General features: G+C 60.2%; 13 protein-coding genes. 7 read left to right on the forward strand and 6 right to left on the reverse strand.

What is annotated here, in order from left to right; genetic code table 11:
- The first annotated feature begins 285 nt into the window (after positions 1-285).
- Positions 286-627 carry a HopJ type III effector protein gene (locus F451_RS0116320; protein ID WP_020682463.1) on the forward strand — a complete coding sequence of 114 codons (342 nt, stop codon included), beginning with the start codon at positions 286-288 and terminating at the stop codon, positions 625-627.
- 38 nt (positions 628-665) lie between these two features.
- Here F451_RS0116320 and dinB read toward each other — a convergent pair whose 3' ends face one another.
- Positions 666-1,739 (reverse strand): DNA polymerase IV, encoded by a 1,074-nt coding sequence (gene dinB, locus F451_RS0116325; RefSeq protein ID WP_020682464.1) that lies wholly within the window; start codon positions 1,737-1,739, stop codon positions 666-668.
- Positions 1,740-2,207: 468 nt separating this feature from the next.
- On the opposite strand from dinB, the gene olsF reads away from it, so the two are divergent.
- The 6 genes from olsF (at position 2,208) to F451_RS25755 (ending at position 9,132) form a co-directional block, all read left to right on the forward strand.
- Positions 2,208-3,953, forward strand: a complete 1,746-nt coding sequence (olsF, locus tag F451_RS0116330) for a bifunctional ornithine lipid synthase OlsF (protein WP_020682465.1) — start codon at positions 2,208-2,210, stop codon at positions 3,951-3,953.
- Positions 3,954-4,040: 87 nt separating this feature from the next.
- Positions 4,041-4,739: a hypothetical protein gene (locus tag F451_RS0116335; RefSeq protein ID WP_020682466.1), complete on the forward strand. Its 699-nt coding sequence runs from the start codon at positions 4,041-4,043 to the stop codon at positions 4,737-4,739.
- Positions 4,740-4,768: 29 nt separating this feature from the next.
- On the forward strand, positions 4,769-5,497 hold the full coding sequence (locus tag F451_RS0116340) for a DnaJ domain-containing protein (RefSeq protein ID WP_020682467.1): 729 nt from the start codon (positions 4,769-4,771) through the stop codon (positions 5,495-5,497).
- Positions 5,498-5,585: 88 nt separating this feature from the next.
- Positions 5,586-6,842, forward strand: coding sequence for a capsule biosynthesis protein (locus F451_RS25750; protein WP_020682468.1), 1,257 nt, complete (start codon positions 5,586-5,588; stop codon positions 6,840-6,842).
- On the forward strand, positions 6,830-7,612 hold the full coding sequence (locus F451_RS0116350; RefSeq protein WP_020682469.1) for an SDR family NAD(P)-dependent oxidoreductase: 783 nt from the start codon (positions 6,830-6,832) through the stop codon (positions 7,610-7,612). The genes F451_RS25750 and F451_RS0116350 overlap by 13 nt, the downstream gene beginning before the upstream one ends.
- A 23-nt stretch (positions 7,613-7,635) precedes the next feature.
- Positions 7,636-9,132: an LTA synthase family protein gene (locus F451_RS25755; protein WP_020682470.1), complete on the forward strand. Its 1,497-nt coding sequence runs from the start codon at positions 7,636-7,638 to the stop codon at positions 9,130-9,132.
- A 156-nt stretch (positions 9,133-9,288) separates the two neighbouring features.
- Here F451_RS25755 and F451_RS26790 read toward each other — a convergent pair whose 3' ends face one another.
- The 5 genes from F451_RS26790 to F451_RS0116380 all read right to left on the reverse strand — a co-directional run bounded on the left by F451_RS26790 (position 9,289) and on the right by F451_RS0116380 (position 22,031).
- Entirely contained in the window at positions 9,289-10,065 is a 777-nt protein-coding gene (locus F451_RS26790) for a methionyl-tRNA formyltransferase (RefSeq protein WP_020682471.1), read from the reverse strand.
- Positions 10,066-10,081: 16 nt separating this feature from the next.
- The gene (locus tag F451_RS0116365) at positions 10,082-11,437 is read right to left on the reverse strand and encodes an aminotransferase class I/II-fold pyridoxal phosphate-dependent enzyme (RefSeq protein WP_020682472.1); all 1,356 of its coding nucleotides are present in this window, start codon (positions 11,435-11,437) and stop codon (positions 10,082-10,084) included.
- Positions 11,434-19,095 carry a type I polyketide synthase gene (locus F451_RS0116370; protein WP_156826521.1) on the reverse strand — a complete coding sequence of 2,554 codons (7,662 nt, stop codon included), beginning with the start codon at positions 19,093-19,095 and terminating at the stop codon, positions 11,434-11,436. The genes F451_RS0116365 and F451_RS0116370 overlap by 4 nt, the downstream gene beginning before the upstream one ends.
- Positions 19,096-19,270: 175 nt before the next feature.
- Entirely contained in the window at positions 19,271-20,638 is a 1,368-nt protein-coding gene (locus F451_RS0116375; RefSeq protein ID WP_020682474.1) for a phosphohexomutase domain-containing protein, read from the reverse strand.
- A 121-nt stretch (positions 20,639-20,759) separates the two neighbouring features.
- Complete coding sequence (locus F451_RS0116380; RefSeq protein WP_020682475.1) at positions 20,760-22,031, reverse strand: UDP binding domain-containing protein; 1,272 nt, start codon at positions 22,029-22,031, stop codon at positions 20,760-20,762.
- Positions 22,032-22,079 lie beyond the last annotated feature (48 nt).

Here is a 22,079-nt window from a genome sequence, read left to right on the forward strand (position 1 = left end):
ATAAAAAGGTAGCGGGAGTGTTCGATAACCTTCGACAAGACGAAAGGACCCAGCCGTTCCTGAGTCAGATCCTGCAGCACTGAGTCAGACCGCAAAGAACCACCCGTTAAATGTCGCCGCAACGGCGCATTTAACGGGCCCCTCCCGCCCGGAACATCGCCTTCCCTTCGGCCCCAAACAGCCTGCAGCGGCCGAAGCCAGCCGGCACCTTTGTTGCCCGTTTTGCTTTACGACACAAGGTGCAGGTGTTAGAAAGCCTGTTTGCCAACGTACGGAGCTTCAACGATGGATCTGGATTCATTTCTCGCCGGGATCGGACAAGACGACAGCCTGGATTTCAAACACACCATGGAGGTCATCCAGCAGTATTACGATTACCAGCCCAGCGGGTTCACCAATGGCGAGGTACGTAATGAAGCGGGTCAGAATGAGGGCAGCTGCAAGATTTTTGCATTCGCCCGGCTCAATGGTCTGAACGAAGCCCAGACACTGGCTTGTTTTGGGGGCTTTTATCGCGATGTGTTGAAGGCCCCCCAGGGCACCGACCATGGCAACATTCGTGCTTTCATGGCCAGCGGCTGGGACGGCATTGCCTTTGATGCCGAGGCACTGACCCGCAAGGGCTGATCGGACGATACACGCCTGCAGGATCCTGGGAACGTTCCTTAGAAGAGCGTCAGCTGATCGGGCTGCGGGCCTTCTCGATGCTCACTCAGGCGATAGCCGACACCAATCAGCCGTACGGGCCGGCTGCCACGGCTGAATGCTTCGCGCATCAGTTGCTCATATAACACCCTATTCGGCAGCAGGCCGGCCTGAACACGGGTCGCCTGTTCAACCGTGGTCTGACTGAAATCATGGAACTTCAGTTTGATAACCGCGCCGGCGACATCCGCCGGGCGCGACAGCCTGGCATAACGGACGGCTAACGCCTCCAGCATTGGCGGCAACGCCTGCAGGCAGGCCGCGAGGTCAGGCAGATCCTCGGCGTAGGTGTGCTCCACGCTCACCGACTTGCGCTCCCGGCTGATGCGTACCGGCCGTTCATCCTGCCCCCAGGCCAGCTCCCACAGTCGCTGACCAAAACGACCGAAACGGCTGTTTAGCGCCGCCGCCCCCTGCGCCCGAAGATCCGCACAGCTGTGCACACCCATGCGTTCCAGCTTCTGGGCGGTCTTGGCCCCTACACCATGCAGACGCTTCACTGGCAGCGCCTGTACAAAGGCTTCCACCTGCTCAGGACGCAACACAAAAAGACCATCCGGCTTGTTCCAGTCACTGGCGATTTTAGCCAGGAACTTGTTAGGTGCCACACCGGCCGATACGCGGATTCCGACTTCCTCAAACACCCGCCGGCGGATTTCCTCGGCCATCAGGGTCGCACTCCCCTGGCACCGCCGCACACCGGTAACATCCAGGTAGGCCTCATCCAGCGACAGCGGCTCAATCACCTGCGTATAGTCCGCGTAAATCGCCATGATCCTTGCAGACACCTCGCGATACTTTTCCATATTGCCGCGCACAACCCGAAGATCGGGACAAAGCGCCAGGGCGCGGGCCGTGGACATGGCCGAATGCACACCATAGGCACGGGCCTCGTAATTACAGGTGGCAACCACGCCGCGCTGATCGGCACGCCCGCCAACCGCCAACGGAATGCCGCGCAAGTCCGGATTGTCGCGCATTTCGACCGCCGCATAAAAACAGTCACAGTCGCAATGAATGATTTTTCGATCCACGTGAAGGTCTCTGCTGACGTCGGTGCCCAGGGGTCGCTGAAAATGACTAATGCAATATCATGCCTGACTGCTAATCTTAACCTGAATACGCATGCATCATCCCGGTGATGGAGCCACACAATGACGGATGAAAACAAGAACAACTGGAATGGTAGCGAAAGGCGCTCGGGTAACGACCGGCGCCAACAAAAAGACCGCCGCGAAGAGGTGAGGTTTGAACCCGGTAAACCGGATCGACGCAAAAATCGCGGGCGCCGTGGACCCGACCAGGACCCCTGGAGTAAAGGTTCAGTCTGAACCACCCCATTAACTGCCCAGGGGGCTTCGCGCCCCCTCCCCCTCCTCTTTTTGCCCTATGCCCGGCGCACGACGCACGAGCACGGACTGTCACATTCCTGTCACCGTACATTCAAACCGTGGTCACAGTCCGGCCATAGAGTGTGAGTCCTCCGATAGAGGACACCCCTGATGCAACTTAATGTCGAACAGGTCGTCACCCAGAAGTTTCCCGCTTTTATCGCCAAACCTGCGCCGGTAAAGCGCTCCACCCTTTTTTGCCTGCGCCATCTGGTGCGCGAGCGGGAAATTAACCAGTTCCTGGCCGAAAACAACACCAGCACCGGTTTCGGGTTTATTGACAAGGTGCTGGACTACTTCAATTTCAGTTACGCGTTGAGCCATCAGCACCGCATGAACATTCCGGCCACCGGACGCGTACTGATTGTCGCCAATCACCCGCTGGGCGCACTCGACGGCCTTGCCCTGCTGAAACTGGTGGGTGAAATACGCCGCGATGTGCGCATCGTCGCCAATGACGTACTCTCCAGCTTCGATCCGCTGGAACCGCTGCTGCTGCCCGTGGACAACCTGGGCAAGGCCACTCGCAAACGGGATATCACCCGTATCACCCAGGCACTGCAGGATGATCAGGCGGTCATCGTATTCCCCGCCGGCGAAGTGTCCCGCGCGGGGCTGACCGGCATCCGCGACGGCAAATGGAACAGCGGCTTCCTGCACTTTGCCCGCAAGGCCAATGCGCCCATACTGCCTGTCTTCGTGGGGGGCAAGAACTCGTCACTGTTTTACAGCATATCCGCGCTGAATCGCTCTTTCTCGACCTTGCTGCTGGCACGGGAGATGTTCAACAAGCAGTCGGTCACCATCGCGGTACGCATTGGTGAACCCATTGCCTTCAGCCAGATTGATGCACTGCCCGTTTCGACCCGCGAAAAAGCGCGCATTCTGAAAAAGCACCTGTACCGTATTGCCCGCAATAAGTCCCCGCTGTTCATCACCGAGAAAACCATCGACCATCCACAGGATCGCAGCAGCCTGAAACAGGAACTCAAAGCCTCCGAGCTACTGGGGGAAACCGGTGATGGAAAGAAAATTTACCTGTTCGACGACCATCCGGACTCGGCGGTAATGCGCGAAGTCGGGCGCTTGCGCGAAATCGCCTTTCGCAGTGTCGGCGAGGGTACCGGTGAAAAGCGGGACCTGGACCGCTATGACCACAACTACCGTCACCTGATCCTGTGGGACGAGGAGGATCTCGAAATTGCCGGCGCCTACCGGTTGGCGGAAACGGCCAGCCTGGCCAATAACGACAGCAGTCTCTACAGTGCCAGTCTGTTTCACTACAACGATGCCATGGCACCGGTGCTTGCCCGTGGCATCGAACTTGGCCGCAGCTTCGTCCAGCCGCGCTACTGGGGACGGCGCAGCCTGGACTATCTCTGGTATGGCATCGGCGCCTACCTGCGCTGCCACCCCGAGATTCGCTATCTGTTCGGCCCCGTGAGCCTCAGCAACAGCTACCCCAAGGCCGCACGTGACCTGATCGTCTGGTTCTACAGCCACTACTTCCCGGATAATGACAACCTGGCCCGTTCGTTGAGCCCCTTCAAAATCGACGCCGCCAGCCGGGAACATCTCACCCAGTTGTTCAGTGGCACCGATTACACCGCCGACTTTCGCGTGCTCAAGGAGCAGCTGGAATTCATGGGCGTATCCGTTCCCACACTCTACAAACAGTACAGTGATGTCTGCGAAGCGGGCGGCGTCCGCTTTCTGGACTTCGGTATTGATGCGGACTTCAACTACTGTGTGGATGGCCTGGTACTGGTCGACCTAGACTACCTGAAACCCCGCAAGCGCGAGCGCTACCTGGGCGTGGCACAGCCCCCGCAACTGCCCCGATCCGGTACCGCTTGAGACGATAAAACGCGCCCGCGCCAACTTTTTCCTGCCTGCGCACTCCAACGCTGTATTCTCCTATACTGAGCGAAAAAGGAGTGCGCCATGGGCGATGATCGAAAATCCCTCAGCCAACGCTCCAGTCACCAGGAAATCGACCAGTTCCTGCGGCGGCTGGCCAAAACGCCATCCAGCGGTACCGGGCGACTGGTGTTCGCCCTGGATGCCACCGCCAGCAGGGAACCCACCTGGGACCATGCCTGCCAGCTGCAGAGCGAAATGTTCGAACAGACCCGAAACCTAGGCGGGCTGTCGGTGCAGCTATGCTACTATCGTGGCTACGGCGAGTTTCATGCAACAGACTGGCTGTGCGATACCGATCACCTGATGCGTCAGATGAATGCGGTGCGCTGCCTCGGCGGCCATACGCAGATTGCGCGGCTGCTGACCCATGTTCGCCGCGAAACCCGTTTGAAGAAGATCCAGGCCGTGATCTTTATCGGCGACTGCGTGGAAGAACCCGTGGACGATCTGTGCGAGCTTGCGGGCGAACTTGGCCTGTTGCGAGTGCCGCTGTTCATTTTCCACGAAGGTCACGATTGCACGGCAACCCGGGCCTTCAAGCACATCAGCGAGCTTTCGGGCGGTGCCTATTGCCAGTTTGACCAGCACAGCCCCCAGCTCATGCGCGAATTGCTGGGCGCTGTTGCTGTTTATGCGTCAGGCGGACACAAGGCCCTGGAGGATTTCAGCCAGGGCAAGAGCGCAGCATTGCTGCGTCTCACCCGCCAGCTTAGAAATTGAAACCAAATCGAATACACACGAGGTAAGCGTTGAACCCTTTTGGCCTGATCATTCTCAGTGCAGTTGCCCTGGCAGGCATCATGTGGATCCAGTCACGGCCACCCCAGTTGCGCGAACGCGCCAAGTGGCAGCTGGTCATTATACTGTGCGCTCTGTTCCTGCTGTACCTCAGCGTCACCGGTCGCCTGCACTGGCTCGGTGCGGTCTTGGCCGTACTGCTGCCGTTCAGTCGAAGGCTGATACCGCTGTTGCGCTACCTGCCGTTCCTGCAGCAGCTCTACAAACAGCGCCAGCAGCAACAGCCGGGGAGCAGTAACAACCGTTCCCGCGTGCAGAGCGCCATTCTGGAAATGAGCCTCGAGCACGACACCGGTGCCATGCACGGCACCGTGCTGCAGGGGCCACTGAGCGGCAAGACACTGGGCAGCCTGAGTGAAACCCAGTTTATTGAATTACTGCAGTACTGCCGGGAGCATGATCAGGAGTCAACCCAGCTGCTGGAAGCCTACCTCGACAAGCGTTTTGGTGACAGCTGGCGTCAGGATGACCCTGGTGCCGGCAAAGACAGCCACACCAACCAGGCCGGGCCGCTGAGTGAAGCAGAGGCCTACGACATCCTGGGCCTCGAACCCGGCGCCAGTGAAAGCGACATTATCAACGCCCACCGCCGGCTGATTCAGAAGCTGCACCCGGACCGCGGCGGCAGCAACTACCTGGCAGCCCGTATCAACGAGGCAAAAGACCGCCTGCTCGGCTGACTTTATTACCTTCATGCCCACCCAATTCAGCGACTTTCTGCTATGATCGCCGATTCAAATTCTGTGCTGCGGGCAATGCTCTTCTGCTATGAAAAGGCTTTCATTTCTTCTGCTCCAGGGACCGGCAACGCCCTTCTTTGCCCGCCTGGCCGACACCCTGCTCGCCCAGGGACATCGGGTATGCAAAGTCAATTTCTGCGCTGGCGATGCCCTGTTTCGCACCCGTGCCCAAACCCTGACCTTCAATCGCCCGCTGGACGAATGGGACAGCTTCCTTGACAACGCGCTGCAACAGCATGGCATCGACCGGGTGCTGCTGTTTGGCGACTGCCGGCCACAGCACATGCAGGCGATCATTCGCCTGAAGCAGCAATCAATTCCTTATTTCGTCTACGAGGAAGGCTACTTTCGCCCGAACTGGATTACGCTGGAAGCAGGCGGCACCAATGCATTCTCAAGCCTGCCCCGGGACCCGAGCTGGTACCTGGCCCAGGCAAAAGAGATTAGCAAATATGGCGATGGCCACAGTGTCGGCGGATCTCTGAAGGTTCGCGCGCTGCAGGACATGGCTTACCATCTGGCCAATCTCGCCAATCCACTGTGTTTTGCGCACTATAAAACCCATCGCCCCCATGGCAGCCATATCGAGTACCTGGGTTGGGCACGGCGCTTCCCACAACTGCCGTGGCGCGGACGCCAGGCACAACAGGCCATTGACCGGATTCAGGCCAACAGCCGACGTTTCTATCTGTTCCCGCTGCAGCTGGACGCCGATTACCAGGTCAAGGTGCACTCCCGTTTTGATGGCATCTGCCAGGCGATCGACGAGGTCATGACCTCGTTCGCCGCCAGAGCACCGCGCAACTGTGTTTTAGTGATAAAGAACCATCCGCTGGATACCGGCCTGATCGATTATCGAACGCACATCCAGCGTCTGAGCGCGCAACTTGGCCTCGGCAAGCGGGTACTTTACATTGACGGCGGGCACCTGCCGACATTACTGCACCACTGCAGCGGCGTCATCACGATTAACAGTACCGTCGGACTCTCGGCGCTCTACCATGGTCGACCCACAATCGCACTGGGGCAGTCGATATACAACCTGCAGGGGCTCTGCTTCCAGGGTCCGCTGGATAACTTCTGGAAACAGAAGCAGAAGCCAGACAAGACCTTGTTCCATGCATTTCGCAATACCGTGATTCACCGCACCCAGCTCAACGGCGGTTTTTACAATGCCCGCGGTATCGAGCTGGCGATTGCAGGCTCAATACGGCGCCTCACTCAAAGCGACCCACTGCCGGTGCATCAGCCGGGCTACATGGGGGAGCCTTCGTGGGAAGGCTGAGCCAGCCCAGGCATGTGCTGATTACCGGTGCCAGTGGCGGTATTGGTGCCGCGCTGGCACACGCCTATGCCGGCACCGCTGAGCGCCTCAGTCTCTGTGCCCGCAATGAGGCCAGACTGCAAAGCGTCGCTGACGCCTGCCGCGCGCGTGGCACGCGGGTCGATATCAGGCCGCTGGATGTGACCGACGTTGACGCTCTGCAAGCATGGGTCAGTTCCTGTGATGCCCGCCAGCCGATAGACCTGGTCATTGCCAACGCCGGCAAAACCCTGAACGTGGGCCCACAGGGCGAAGCAGAAAGCTGGGCCGATACAAAGTCACTGCTGGCCACCAATATCGACAGCGCGCTGGCCACCGTCATTCCGCTGATAGGCCCGATGCGTCAGCGCGGCCATGGACAGATCGCCCTGGTAAGCTCACTGGCAGCCTATCGTGGCATGGCGATCACACCGGCGTACTGCGCCAGCAAAGCGGCGCTAAAAGCCTATGGTGAAGCCTTGCGCGGCCTGCTGGGCCCGGATGGCGTCGGTGTATCGGTGATCTGCCCGGGATTTGTGGAATCCGACATGAGCCGGGAATTTCCGGGCAAAAAACCCTTTATGGTCAGTGCCGACCAGGCCGCCACGATCATCCGTAAAGGCCTGATGCGCAACCGGCCTCGTATCTCATTCCCGTTCCCGCTGAATCTTGGCACCTGGCTGCTGGCCATGCTCCCGGCTGCGATGGCGGATTTCATCCTGCAACATATCAGCTACGGCCGCAGTCGCTGATTACTCAACTGCCTGTCCTGCCCATGACCCTGACCCAACTCTGCTTTCTGGCCCTCACCGCACTGTTTTCCGTTAATTTGGAGCGGTTTCGCAAGCCCGGGTATGAGGGTCTTGGCGCCCCGGCGCTGCACCTGTTGATTATTGCGACGCTGTTCCTGACAGCCTATGGACTGACACGGCGTTTCTATTTTGCCTTGCTCGCGGCACTGTGCGCCCAACTGGTCGTCCTCATCGTCAACAATGCCAAGTACCGGTTTCTGCGTGAGGCCCTCGTTTTCGCTGATTTGGCGCTGTACTCGCAGGCCATCCGCTTTCCTCGCCTTTATCTGCCCTTTATCGGTGTAGTGCCTGCCGTGCTGGGCTCGGTGGCCATCGGCGCGAGCATCAGCACTGCCACGCTGTATGAAGCCCCCAGCTCGCTGTTCGCGGCCTCTGCCTGGCTGGATAGCCTGAGCGCCCTCGCGCTGGCCGCACTGCTGATTGCACTGATCGCCAGACTCGCCGCCCGCCACTCTGTGACGCTCGATGCCAACCGCGACACGGCACGGTATGGCCTGCTACCGACACTGGCGATCTATGGCAGCCAGGCCAGAGAAGCGCCAGAGCTTGAGCCGCAAAGCTTTCCGGCGCTCGAAACCCGTCCCAACCTGATCGCTGTGCAAAGTGAGTCTTTTTTCGACGCAAGGCGCCTGGATGACCGTATCCGTCCTGAGGTGCTGCAGCACTTTGACCGCATCTGTGGCCAGTCGCAGGCACATGGCAAGCTTCAGGTACCCGCCTGGGGCGCCTATACCATGCGCAGCGAATTCGCCTTTCTCACCGGCCAGGCGAACAGTGGCCTGGGCTTCGGCCGGTTCGATCCGCTACGTTATTTTCAGCGCCGGGTGGCAAGCAGCGGCGTCGGCTCTTTTGCCGCCAGCCTGAAACAGCAGGGCTACCGCTGTATCTGCATCCATCCTTACCCGGTGGAGTTTTTCGCCCGTCACCGCATTTACCCGGAACTGGGCTTTGACGAATTCATTGATATTCGCAGTTTTAGCGGCAACGACCGCTTTGGTCCCTATACCTCTGATTCCGCCGTCTGTGAGCGCATCATCAACGAGCTGTCACAAAGCACCCAGCCCCTGTTTATCTTTGCCATCACCATGGAAAACCATGGCCCGCTTCACCTGGAATCCATTGAGCCGGCCGAGCGCAACGCCTTTTTTGATGCACCCACGCCGGATGCAGACAACAACCTGGCCATCTACTTGCGCCATCTTAAAAATGCCGATTGCATGCTGGACCGTCTGACCCGACACCTTGCCGAGCAGGACCCGACTGCGATACTGGCCTGGTACGGTGATCATGTCCCGGGCATGCCGGACATCTATCAGTCCCGCAATTATGCCGACGCCTGCACCGACTACCTGGTCTGGTCGGCCGCCAGTGCCGGCCTCACGCCCTCCAAACCCAACGAGACAAGCGTCGAGACCCTGCCGGGCTTAATGCTCGACGCCACCTTTGCCTCCACAAGCTGATTACGATTGGATCGTCAGACAGGCCGTGTCGACCACTGCATTTGAATGTGTGTGAGGGAATACGGGCAATGTGTGTGGTGAAGGGGTCGCACACCGGTGATCGTCCCGATGGAGCCGCCGCCCGCATAGAACCGGGTTGCCAGTTTCGCTAGGCGGCTAGCGTCGAATCAGGCCCAGACTCTGGCCAAGCCCCAGCAGACCCGACACCCGTGCGGCGTCGCGCGCGGCGGGCCAGCCGTCATAATTCCCCTCGCCCTGCTGAGCGAACCCGCTGTGACGGTCATCCATGCTGGTAATACTTTCGATGGCAAGCGTTGCCCCCAGCGAAAACAGCCGGGCGTACGCAGCCATCAGGCTTTCGGTGTGATCCAGAGTACAGTGTTGCTGCGCCAGCACAGGGCCGGTATCCAGCCGGGCATCGAGTCGATGCACCGTCACGCCGCCGGTCGTCTCGCCCCGCAGGCGGGCATGAAACAGAGGGTCAACACCCCGGTTATGGGGCAAAAAGGAGGGGTGGATATTAATGCAGCCCAGCGGTGGCAGGCTCAGTATCGGCTCATGCACCACCTGGTTGAAATAGGCCGACAGACAAAGATCCGGTGCGAGATAACGCACAAAATCAATCCCTTCGGCGGCGTTGATATCCTGAGTATCAAGCACCGGGACACCCAGTGCCCTGGCGCGAACATGGAGCCGTCGGCGCGGGGCCAGCAGCTCAAACCCCGATGTTGCCAGTAGCAAATGCAACGCATAGCGCAGGCCAGAGCGCTGCAGCAGACGGCGAATATCCGCAACCGCCGAACCGCCGCGGGACAGTATTCGAGTGGAATTGACGACACCAACCACCTCGACCCCGGGCGCCTGCAGCAGCGCGTCCAGCACCAGGCTCGAGTAAAGGCTCGAATGGGTGCACAGGATCAGCCGGCGCTTCATGCGTGCGCTGCGCGCATCACAGCTGTTTCAGGGCGTCGGCAATGGCAGCGACGGTCGCGTCTATCTGGGCTTCGGTATGGGCACAGCTAATGAAAAAACGTAACCGCGCCAGCTTTTCCTCCACCGCCGGATAGACAATCGGCTGCACGTTGATGCCCTTCTCCAGCAACAGATTCGACAGCCGCACCGCCTTGATCGAGCTGCCACAGAGCACCGGCACCACCGAATATCCGCGGCTCAGGCCGGTATCCAGCCCCTGCTCCCTGGCGCGCGCCAGAAAATAGCGACTGCGCTCGCACAGCTGTCGTACCCGCTGCGGCTCCTCCTGCATCACGCGGATCGCCTCGAGAGAGGCTGCCGCCATGGGCGCCGGCATACCCACACTGTACAGAAACCCCGGTGCTGAAAATTTCAGGTGATCGATCAGAGCCTGTTCGCCGGCGATATAACCGCCGCAACCGGCCATTGTCTTGCTCAGCGTCCCCATCCAGATATCGACCGCACCGCCGGCAACGCCGTAATGCTCGGCAATACCATGCCCGCGCTCGCCCATGACACCGATCGAATGGGCTTCATCAACCATCAGAAACGCGCGGTGGCGACGCTTGAGCTCAATAAACTTTGGCAGATCCGGATGATCGCCGTCCATGCTGTATATACCTTCCACCACGATCAGCACCCGCTCGAACTCATGGCGACGCTGCTCCAGCATGCGCTCGAGCGCCTGCCAGTCATTGTGTGGAAACGATAGCCGGAATGCACCGGACAACTGGATGCCCTGCAGAACACTGTTGTGAATCAGCGCATCGTGCAGCACCAGGTCCCTGGGACCAAACAGATAGCCGATACTTGTCACGTTGGTGGCATGCCCGCTGACAAAGACCACTGCATCCTCGGTACCGTGCAAAGCCGCCAATGCCTGCTCCAGCTCCTGCTGCACCGGACGCTCTCCGGAAACCGGCCGACTCGCCGACACCGAGGTGCCGTACTGATCGATGGCATCCTTGGCCGCCTGCGAAACCCGCGGGTGGCCACTCAACTCGAGGTAGTTGTAGCTGGAAAAGTTGATGCATTCGCGCCCGTCGATCACCGAGGTCGCGGATGCAGTACCTTCATGCAGACGAAAAAACGGGTTGCTGATATTAAGCTGATCCGCCGCCAGCCGCTGCACCATCAAGTCCTTGTAACCCGGCAGCTTATCAAAACGACAGAGATCATCGGACACCGGCACCCGGGCGCCCGAGGGTGCCCGGCGCGCCGTGTCGGCTTCCGCCTGCGCATCACGCGCACTGCGCTTTTCGATGGCTTTTTGAATCAGACTTTCCTTGGCCTTGCCGGTCAGTCCGAACAATCCCTTGTTGATCTTGTTCATTTCAACAGCCTCACAGTCGTCGAATCACTTTCCAGCACCGCCGCTATGCGTTGCGTTTCTTCTGCGGAAAGTGAATCGGCGTGACGGGCTGCGACCTGGGCCACCTGATTGGCCGCCTGCTGGGCAGCCCCGTTATCGCCACTCTCCTCGTGACAGAGCTGCGCGACAATACGTTCGGTCAGGCGGGTAATGGTGGGGCCCTGAGACAACGCCATCGCCGGCATGCTGACGCCAAAGCGGCCTTCGATCGCCAGCGCCAGTTCGACCCCCATCAGGGAGTCCATACCCAGTTCCAGCACCGACTGGTTCTGGTCGATTTTCTCCGCCGGCAGACGCAGGATCTGCGCAATTTCATCACACAGCATGCCACTCACCAGTTCGGCCACCTCGGCCGGCTCCATCCCCTGAATCAGGCTGCGAATATCATCGCTGTCTTCTTCATCGCCACCGTGGCGCGCATCCAGCCGACGCAGAAGATCAAACTTGGGAGAACGTGCAGACGGCATGAGACGCTGCATATCGCGCCAGCTGAAGTCCATGACCGAGGCGCCGGCGCAATCGCGTGTCAGCAGCAGCTGCAGCATTTTCAGCGCCTGGGCCGAGGTCAGCGCTTCGCTGCCCATGCGGCTTTGCAGCGCCTCCTTGATATCTTCGTTACGTGCCAGGAATCCAACGTCATCGATGGCACCCCAGGCGACGTAAAGCCCGGGCAACCCTGCAGCCCGGCGCTTGCGGGCCAGCGCTTCAAGATAAGCATTGGCCGCAACGTAGTTGCCCTGTCCCGGGTTGCCAAAGAAGGTGGTGACCGAGGAGTAGAGCACGAAGAAATCGAGTGCGAGGCCTTCGCTCAGCTCGTGCAGGTTGGCAGCACCAAGCAGCTTGGGCGCCAGCACCTTGTCCAGGCTGGACCGGCTCATATTGCGCATCAGGCCATCGTCAAATACCACCGCCGCGTGAATCACCCCTTTAAGTTCCGGCAGCCGGGTGCCAAAACCTGCGAACAGCGACTTAAGGTCATTGCGATCCGTGACATCAACCGACTCGGCCGTGACCTGCACACCCTCGGCTTCGAGCTGGGCGATCGCCGTACGGGCCTCATCGGTCTGTACGCCACTGCGGCTGATCAACACCAGGTGACGGGCGCCCTGCTCCGCCAGCCAGCGCGCACTGCGCAGACCAAACCCGCTGAGGCCTCCGGTGACCAGGTAGCAGCCCTGCGCATCCAGATTCAGCGGCGCGACCAGAGTCTGCGCCTGCTCAGAGGCAACAGGACGCTGTTCAAACCCGATGACAACCTTGCCGATCTGCTTCGACTGCTGCATGTAGCGGAACGCATCGCTGGCCCGGGAGGCCGGGAATACGCGGTGCGGCAAGGTGCGCAGCGCACCTTCGGAGAACCGCTCCATCACCTCATGGAACAGCCGGGCACTGAGCTCCGGACGTTCGACCATGAGCTGGTCAGCATCAATGCCGTAATAGGTAATGTTGTTGCGAAACGGTCGCAGGCCAATCTTGCTGTTCTCGTAGAAGTCGCGTTTGCCCAACTCCATGAAGCGACCGAACGGACGCAGAATCGCCAGGTTCTTGGTGATCGCCTCACCGGCCAGGGAATTCAGCACCACATCGATGCCTTCACCGCCGGTCAGCTGCATGATCTGGTCGGCATACGCCAGGCTGCGCGAATCCAGAATATGGTCAACGCCCATCAGGCGCAGGAAGTCGCGCTTCTCATCGGACCCCGCCGTGGCGAACACCTCGGCCCCCAGGTAACGGGCAATCTGAATCGCCGCGATGCCAACCCCACCGGCGGCACCATGAATAAGCACACGTTCACCCGGCTGCAGACGCGCCAGGTAATCCAGTGCGTACCAGGCAGTTACAAATACCGTCGGCACGGTGGCCGCCTCGGCACAGCTCCAGCCCGATGGCACCGCTGCCACGGCCGACGCCTGCGTCAGTACCCGGGACGAGAAACAGGATGGCGCAAAACCCATCACCTGATCACCGGCCCGGAACGCGGTGACACCTTCGCCAACCTCGATCACTTCACCGGCAAACTCCATGCCCAGCGTCGGGCCCGAGAAGCCATTTTCCACCGCCTCATCCGACAGAAGCCCCATGGCGTACATCACATCCCTGAAATTCAGGCCGCTGGCAATCGGCCGTACCGCCACCTCACCAGGTCCTGGTGTGCGCTGCGCCATGGGCATCCACTTCAGGTTTTTCAGCGGGCCCGGTTCAATGAAATCGAGCTTCACTTCGGCATCGCCGCCGCTTTGCGACGGTGCCAGAGCCAGTGACAGCGGCTCCAGGCGCAGGCTGTAGGCGGCATTCCCTGTGAGCAACAGCTCATCCTCCGGGCTTTCGGACAGCAAGGCTTCAGCCAATGCCGGCACCAGGCTGGCGGGATCCGCCTCGGCCAAATCAATTAGCCTTGCATTGAGTTCCGGATGCTCGTTCATCAGCACACGGCCCAGCCCCCACAAAGGCGCCTGGGATGGCACAACCTGCAGGCGACCCTGATGCAAGTTCGAGCACAAGGCGGCCCCGGACGTTACCAGCGACAGCTGCGGTGACTGTGTCCACACCAGCCGCTCCAGCGCCTGAATCAGGCACAGAACCGGCAAGCATCGCAGGTCCTGTTGCGCCAGCAAGCGGCTGCCCTGCGTATCAACCGGATCCAGCCCCATGAGCTGTACCACCTGATCGCAGCCGCCTGTCACGGCAATGGTATCGAGCAGCTGCTCAACACTGTCCACCGAGAACGGATCCACCTGCAATTCGCCGTCTGCAAGCGCAGCACCCTGAGCCCTGCGTGCCAGCACCACCTGCTGGCCGGATGCTTGCAACGCCTGCGCGAGCAGATCCGCCAAACCGTTGTCGTCTGCCAGCAATAACCACCGCTGCTGCGGCTGTGACGGCACCAATTGCGCTTCAGGCTCAGGCGCCTTGGCGGCCAGCACCACGTAACCGCCCTCGGCCTTGTCCGCTGCCGGCTCGTGCAGGGTTTCGAATCGAGAAAAACCACTTTCGCCCAGCAGCTCAACCCAGTGCTCGGCGGGCCTCAGCCGGGACAACGGGCGCGCCGCATCGGACGCATCCCACCAACCCGGCGTCAGACCCTGCGTCAGATCACTGAAGCGATCCTGGTTGCGCTCCGCCAGCAGCAGCACCCCGTCTTCAACCAGCAACGGGCTCAGTTGCGCCAGCGCGGTGACGGGGTTATCCAGCTGGTGCAGTCCATCACCGGCCAGCACCAGATCGAAGCGACGACCCGCGACTGCATCGGCTGTATTTGACACGTCGTTGGGATCAAAACAGGCAAAATCCACATACGGATGGGCCGCGAGCTCAACCTCCGCACTGGCCAGCAGCGCCTCATCGGCTTCGGTAAACAGATAGTCCGTACGGTCCTGTGGCAACAGCGCCATCAGGCGACGGGCCAGCGCGCCGGCACCGCCGTTCAGATGCAGAATGCGCACACGGCGGTTCTCGGGCCAGGCTGCGACCAGCTGTGCCAGCACTTCATGCACAGCCTGGTATATGCCGGCGCTGGACTGCGCCGAATCGGCCAGATGCTCCTGCAAACTGCTTTTGGCAGGGTTTAGCAATTTGGCTGCAGCGCAGGTGCCACTGAATACATCCGTCAGGTGCATGCCACAGCGACCGGCCAGCAGCAGTTCGGGCAGGTACGCCGGGTAGTCGCCCTGCAATGCCAGCCAGAGTTGCCGCGCCGCAGGCCACTCGTCGCTCTGCAACAGCACGAATTGATCACCTTCACAGGACACCAGGCCGTCTTCAGCGAGGATCTGAAGATAACGCACCAGGGCTGGACGGAACTCGTCGCCAAACCCGGCTCGGGTCATCAGCGTATCAATGGCAAAAGGCTCATCAAAACCAACCTGGCCCTGCAGCGCCTCATAAATAAATCCGCTGACCATCATGCCGATCAGCGGCTCGACCTCGGCGAAATGACGTGAACGCGCAGGCGCATGCGCTTCGAGATGGCGCCGGGCGACAGTCGCCACCGACGCCAGTTCGGGCAGCGGACTGGCGCCAATCGGCCCCTGCAAGCGGGGGCTGTAATGGTAGGTCGCCGGCAGGCCCTGCTCATGGGCAAAGTTTACGCCACGGAAGCGACACGACTGCGCCTCGGCGAGCACGCGGCCGTTATCATCGGTGAGCCTGAAATTCGCCAGCACCGAGCGCGGACTCTGCTTGCTGATGTGGGCACTGAAATGTGTGATGTCATGGCAGTTACCGTAGACTCGCAACCGGTCTATACGAACCGGTATCAGCGCCGCATGCTGACGTTCACCGCTGTTAGCGGTAAAGATTCCCACCAGCACCTGGAAGCAGGCATCCAGTACGCCGGGATGCAACACATGGCGTGGCAACTCGGCGGCAACGGATTCAGGCAGTTCCAGTTTGGCCAGGGCGCTCAGCCCATCGGTCCAGACAACTGCGACACCCTGAAACGCCGGGCCGTATTCCAGCGCCACGTCGCGGGCCAGCTGGTAATGCTGCTCACCGCTGAGGCGACCCTCAGCCTGCGTCTTGAGCTGGGCAAGATCCAGCTGCTGCTGTGCATCAAAGGCCGGCGCACCGGTCAGGCGTCCCACGGCATGCAATACCCAGGGATCGTCACTCAGGCGAACCCGGCTCTCGATCGTGAAACTGCCGTCCTTGGGATAAAAGGCAAATCGCAGGTTTTTGAGGTGATCCTGTTCGAACACCAGGGGCGCACGTATTTCCAGCCCCTCGATCTCGAAGCGCTCGGCCGGCGCCTCTTCAGTGCCAAACCAGGAACGCCCCGCCGCCAGTGCCATTTCCGCGTAGCCGGCTGCCGCCATCACCGCGGCGCCCCCCACGACGTGATCGGCCAGGTAAGGCACCAGATTCACATCCAGCACATTCTCCCACACAGGTTCGCCCGGCTTGATGCGGTATCCCAACAGCGGATGCTCCAACCGGCGATTAACCAGGTCATACCCCTCAGAGGTCAGCTCGTACCAGTGGCGCTCACGCTGCCAGGGGTAAGCCAAAGGACGCACCACGTTGCCTGGCTGCGGGAAGTGCCGCGACAAATCAACTTGAGCACCGCCGAGCCAGGCACTGAATACGGCGGCCTTTACGTCCTGCACATCATTTGAATTACGCTTGAGCGTAGATATGACCCCACCGCTGAGATCATGCGTTTTAAGACAGTCGCCAATATAGGCGCGCATAATCGGATGGGGGCCGACATCAATAAAGAGGCGCACGCCCCGGTTTATCGCCGTCTCGATTGCAGCACCGAACTGCACCGGTTGACGAATGTTGTCCCACCAGTAGGCAGCACCCAGTTCCGTACCCGCAAGTTCAGTGCCGCTGACCGTCGAAATATAGGGAATACCGGTATCAGACGGCGCGAGATCCGCCAGCTGCTCCAGCACCCGGCCGTGCACCGGGTCCATCAGGCTGCTGTGAAAGGCATAGTCCAGATCCAGAATGCGGAAGAAGCGACCCTGCGGCTCCAATGCGGAGCCTATCGCCTCAAGCGCTTCAAGCTTTCCTGCCAGGGTGACAGCAACGGGACTGTTGATGCCGGCGATTTCAACCTGATCACCAAGTTTCAGCTCGGCGATCAATGCTGCTGCTTCATCGGCCGACAATGAGGCCGCCGCCATGCGCCCCTGTCCGCGCGTGCTGCCCTGGGCCGCACTGCGCTCAAAGATGACTCTGACTGCCTGCGCCAGACTCAGGGCGCCGCTCACCCAGGCCGCAGCAATCTCACCGACGCTATGCCCGAGCACTGCACTGGCCTGAATGCCCTGCGCCTGAAGGCAGCGGACAAGGCCAACCTGCAACGCAAAAAGCGCAGGCTGCGCGACTTCGGTACGCTCGTAATCCGCGGCCTCATCGCACAGGAATATCTGGCGAATCGACAGGTCGGTGTATTCACTCAGCAGTGCATCCACTTCGTCGACTGCCTGGCTAAACAGCGGCTCGGCCTCCATGAGCTGACGTCCCATGCCAGCCCACTGCGAACCGTTACCGGAAAAGACCAGTGCGACGTCCAGATCCAGTCCCAGGTTTTCACCGGTAAATACTGCCGAGGGCTTTTCTGCGGCCGCAAACTGCTGCAGCGCATTGCGAATCTCTTCGACACTCTGCCCCTGCACGGCCAGTCCCCGAGGCAGCGACTGGCGGCGGGTAGCCTGAGTCCATGCAATGTCGTAATAGGCACCGGCGGAGTCTTCCAGTTGCGCGGCCATCTGCAGGGCCTGTGCTGCCAGCGCCGCGTCATTGCGCCCGCTCAGCAGCAAAGGAGGCAACATGCCCGCCTCAGCAACAGTAGCGTTATGGCTGCCTGAAGTCTTGCCCTGATACTCGGCCAGTACCGCATGGGCATTGGCGCCGCCGAAACCAAAGGAATTGATCCCCATGATCAGGCGCTGATCACCACCGATCTCGGTGTATTCGGTGACCGGCTTCAGATTCCAGCCGTCAAAATCAATGTTGGGGTTGAGCGTTTTAAGGTGGACGGTACCTGGCAAGGCACGTTGTTGCAGGCAGTTGATCACTTTGACCATGCCCGCCATGCCCGATGCCGTTTCAAGATGACCGACATTGCTCTTGACGGAGCCGATCAGCAGCGGATTACCCTCTCCACGCTGTTTGGCCAGCGCCTGCGACAGCGCTCTCGTTTCCAGCGGGTCGCCCACCGCGGTACCCGTGCCGTGCGCCTCAAGATAAGCCAGGTCCAGCGGGGACAGATCAATCTCGGCGTACACTCGACGCAGCAACTCGGCCTGGGCTTCAGCACTGGGTACGGTGATCCCGTTGGTACGACCGTCAGAATTCACACCGGTGTTAAGAATCACCGCATGAATCGGGTCACCATCACGCTCGGCGGCACTGAGCGGCTTCAGATAGAAAACCGCGCTGCCCTCTGAGCGCACATAGCCATTCCCGCTGGCATCGAACGTCTTGCAACGGCCATCGACAGACAGCATTGATGCCCTGGAAAAACCGATAAACGGGAAAGGATGCAGCAGCATGTTGACGCCGCCGACCAGCGCACTGGAGGCCTCACCGTCCCACAGCGATCGACAGGCCTGATGCAGTGCCACCAGCGATGAAGAGCAGGCCGTATCAACCGACATGCTGGGGCCATGGAAGTCGAACACATAGGAGATACGGTTCGAGGCGATGCTGGCGGTGCTGCCCGTCATGGTATAGGAATCGGCGTTGGACGGATCGTCGATACGCCGGTGGGAATAGTCCGTTCCCGCAATACCGACATAGACAGCGCAGTGGCTGCCGGCCAGGCGCGCAGGATTCTGGGCACCATTTTCCAGCGCCTCCCAGGACAACTCCAGCAACAGGCGTTGCTGCGGGTCCATCTGGCACGCTTCACGCGGCGAAATGCCAAAGAATTCGGCGTCGAACTCATCGATACGCGACAATACGCCGGCGGCCCAGGTATAGCTTTTCCCGGCCTCGGACTTGCGGGGGTGATAGTGGGTATCCTTGCCCCAGCGGCTATCATCGATCTCGCCGACAAGGTCTTTGCCATCTTTAAGTGCTTGCCAGAACTCATCCGATTTGGACTGGTCACCGGGAAGACGGAATGCCATGCCAACGATGGCTATATTTTCCTTACTTCGACGCAAAATAAATTTACCTAACTATACTAAGCCAAATCCTGCACCGGACCTGCGGGCACTCATGCCAGCGCACTAACGATGGGCAGACCAAAGCGGCTATGGTATCAATTTAACCGTCGTCAAGGAACGCAGTCGTGCAGACTTGATTCTGCAGATGCGTCCCTCGAACAAAGCCAGGCTCTCAGCGGCGCAAAAGCGCCAGAATCGCGTCAGTTTTTTCCTGCATTAGCGCCTGATCGCCCCGGCTCTCCACATTCAGTCGCACCACCGGTTCGGTATTGGAGCTGCGCAGATTGAAGCGCCACTGGGCACACTCAATGCTGATACCGTCAGTCTCATCCACCGACAGCGCGTCGGGCTCGTAGGCCGCGCGCACACGCGCAATGGCCGCCACCGGGTCCGCCAGCTTGCTGTTGATTTCACCCGAGCTTGGAAAGGCCGCGATGCGCTCTGCGACCAGCTCGGACAGCGGCTGTTGCTTGTTACTCAGCAGTTCCGCCACCAGCAGCCAGGGAATCATGCCGCTATCGCAGTAGGCGAAATCACGGAAGTAGTGATGCGCGCTCATCTCGCCGCCATAGACGGCATCCTCCAGACGCATGCGCTCCTTGATGAAGGCATGCCCGGTTTTGGAAAGTACCGGTACACCGCCGGCCGCTTCTACCAGGTCGATCGTATTCCAGGTCAGGCGCGGATCATGAATGACCCGGGCACCGGACTGCTTGTGCAAAAACGCTTCGGCCAGCAAACCAACGATGTAATAGCCCTCGATAAACTGGCCGTTCTCGTCGAACAGGAAACAGCGATCGAAATCGCCATCCCAGGCGATACCCATGTCGGCACCCTGTGCGATAACGACATCGGCAGTCTGGGCCCGGTTTTCGGGCAGAAGCGGGTTAGGGATGCCGTTAGGGAAACTGGCATCCGGCTCATGGTGCACCTTGATAAACTCGATCGGCGCGCCAAGCGCCTGCAACTGGCGCTCGATCGCATCCAGCGCGGGCCCGGCGGCACCATTGCCGGCGTTGACCACCAGCTTCAGTGGTTTCAGTGCGCCCGCATCGATATACGACAGCATTTTCTGTGCATAGACATCCTTGAGGTCCTGCTGGCTGTAACTGCCACGCGGCTCGCATGCAGCAGGCCACGCCTGCTCCTCGGCAATGCGCTGCATGTCCTTGAGCCCGGTATCACCCGATATCGGCCGGCTGCCTTCACGCACCAGCTTGAGTCCGTTGTAATCGATAGGGTTATGGGACGCGGTCACTTCCACGCCGCCGTCCAGCCCCAGGTGCACCGTAGCGAAATAGATTTCTTCGGTGCCCACCATGCCGATATCGACAACATCGACGCCGCCATCCTGCAGCCCGCGCGACAGCGCCATTTTCAGCGCCTCGGAGGTTTCCCGAATATCGCCGCCCACGACCACCGAGCGCGGCGAAAATTGCTGGGCGAAAGCACGCCCGATGCGATAGACCACATCTTCATTCAACTCATCGCCAAGGCGACCGCGAATATCATAGGCCTTGAAACAGGTCAGTTTTGTCACGTTTAGAATCCGATTCCGTTTTAAAGATTTGACAGCGGCGAAGGCGCGATCGTGGGAGCCCGGTCTCCGGGCGAACGGCCAAACCGGCTCATTCGCCTACAGAGCGGGCTCCCACAATCATTCAGAGACGGCCAATGCCGTAGTAAGTGAAACCCTGAGCCCGCAACAGGGCCGGATCATAGACATTGCGCCCATCCACAACTACCTTGGCGCGCAGGCTTTGCGCCAGGCGCTCAAAGTCCGGCGACCAGTATTCCGGCCACTCGGTCAACAGCAGTAATGCATCAGCCGCTTGAGCCGCTTCGTACTTATCAGCGCAGTAGCACACACTGGCATGATTTCCGTAGTGCTCACGCACCTCGGGCAGCGCCTCGGGATCATGCAGCCGAACCCGGGCGCCCTGAGCCAGCAGCGCATCGATGATGCGCAGCGCCGGGGCATTGTCGATACTCGCAACCCCAGGCTTGAATGCCACCCCCCACAGCGCCACCGTCTTGCCACTGAGGTCACACTCGTAGTGCTGCCAGAGCTTGCGAAACGGCAGTTCCATCTGACGCTGATTTTCGGCCAATACGGTGTCCAGCAGGGTCGATCTGCGCTTCTCGCTGAACAACCCCGCCAGCCCCTCGATGTACTGGGTGAAATGCTGACCGCCAAAACCGCAGCCCGGCGCCAGATAGTGCGGGCCGATACGCTCATCCGAGCCCATCCCCTGACGCACGACATCTATGTCGACAGCCAGCAGATCCGCCAGGTTGGCCAGCTCATTGATGTAACCCAGACGCAGCGCCAGCATGCCGGTAATGGCGAACTTGGTAAATTCGGCTTCCCGGCGGGTCATCAGCTGCAAGCTCTGCAGCGCCCCGGTAAATGGCCGCAAGATGGCCTGCAGCGATTGCAACGCGGTTGCATCCTCGCAACCGACGAGCAGCGTCTTTGGCTGTGCAAACTGGCTCAGCGCCCGCCCCTGCTGCAGCGTATCGGGCAAGCAGATCACCGCCTGCCCGGCGTCACTGTTGAGCAGTGCCTGCAATCGGTCGCTGGCACCGATGCCAAAGTTGCTCTGATTAATCACCAGCAGCGAACCGTCTGCACGCTGCGCCAGGCGCTGCACCAGTGCGATGGCCTTGTCTTCTTCATCCGGCGCCATGGCCAGCCAGTGTACAACGACCTCTTCACACTCATCCGTCGCCAATGCGCTGAGCTGTCCTTTGATCACACCTGCCTGAATCAACTCCATCAGGCCAGGCTCTGCGCGCACGCTGCTCTGGGAAGGTCTGATCTCAGTTGTTCCGGCCGCAGCCTGCGGCACCCGTACATCATTGCCGTAGGCAGCAAGCTGTGCCACGGCAACCCACGAGGCCAGTTCATCACCCCACACTGCTATTTTCATCGGTCCGCTTCCATTTTCTGTCCTGCCTGGCTCCATGCAACAACCACG

This window comes from Marinobacterium rhizophilum DSM 18822 (assembly GCF_000378045.1).
Taxonomy (GTDB): Bacteria; Pseudomonadota; Gammaproteobacteria; order Pseudomonadales; family Balneatricaceae; genus Marinobacterium_A; species Marinobacterium_A rhizophilum.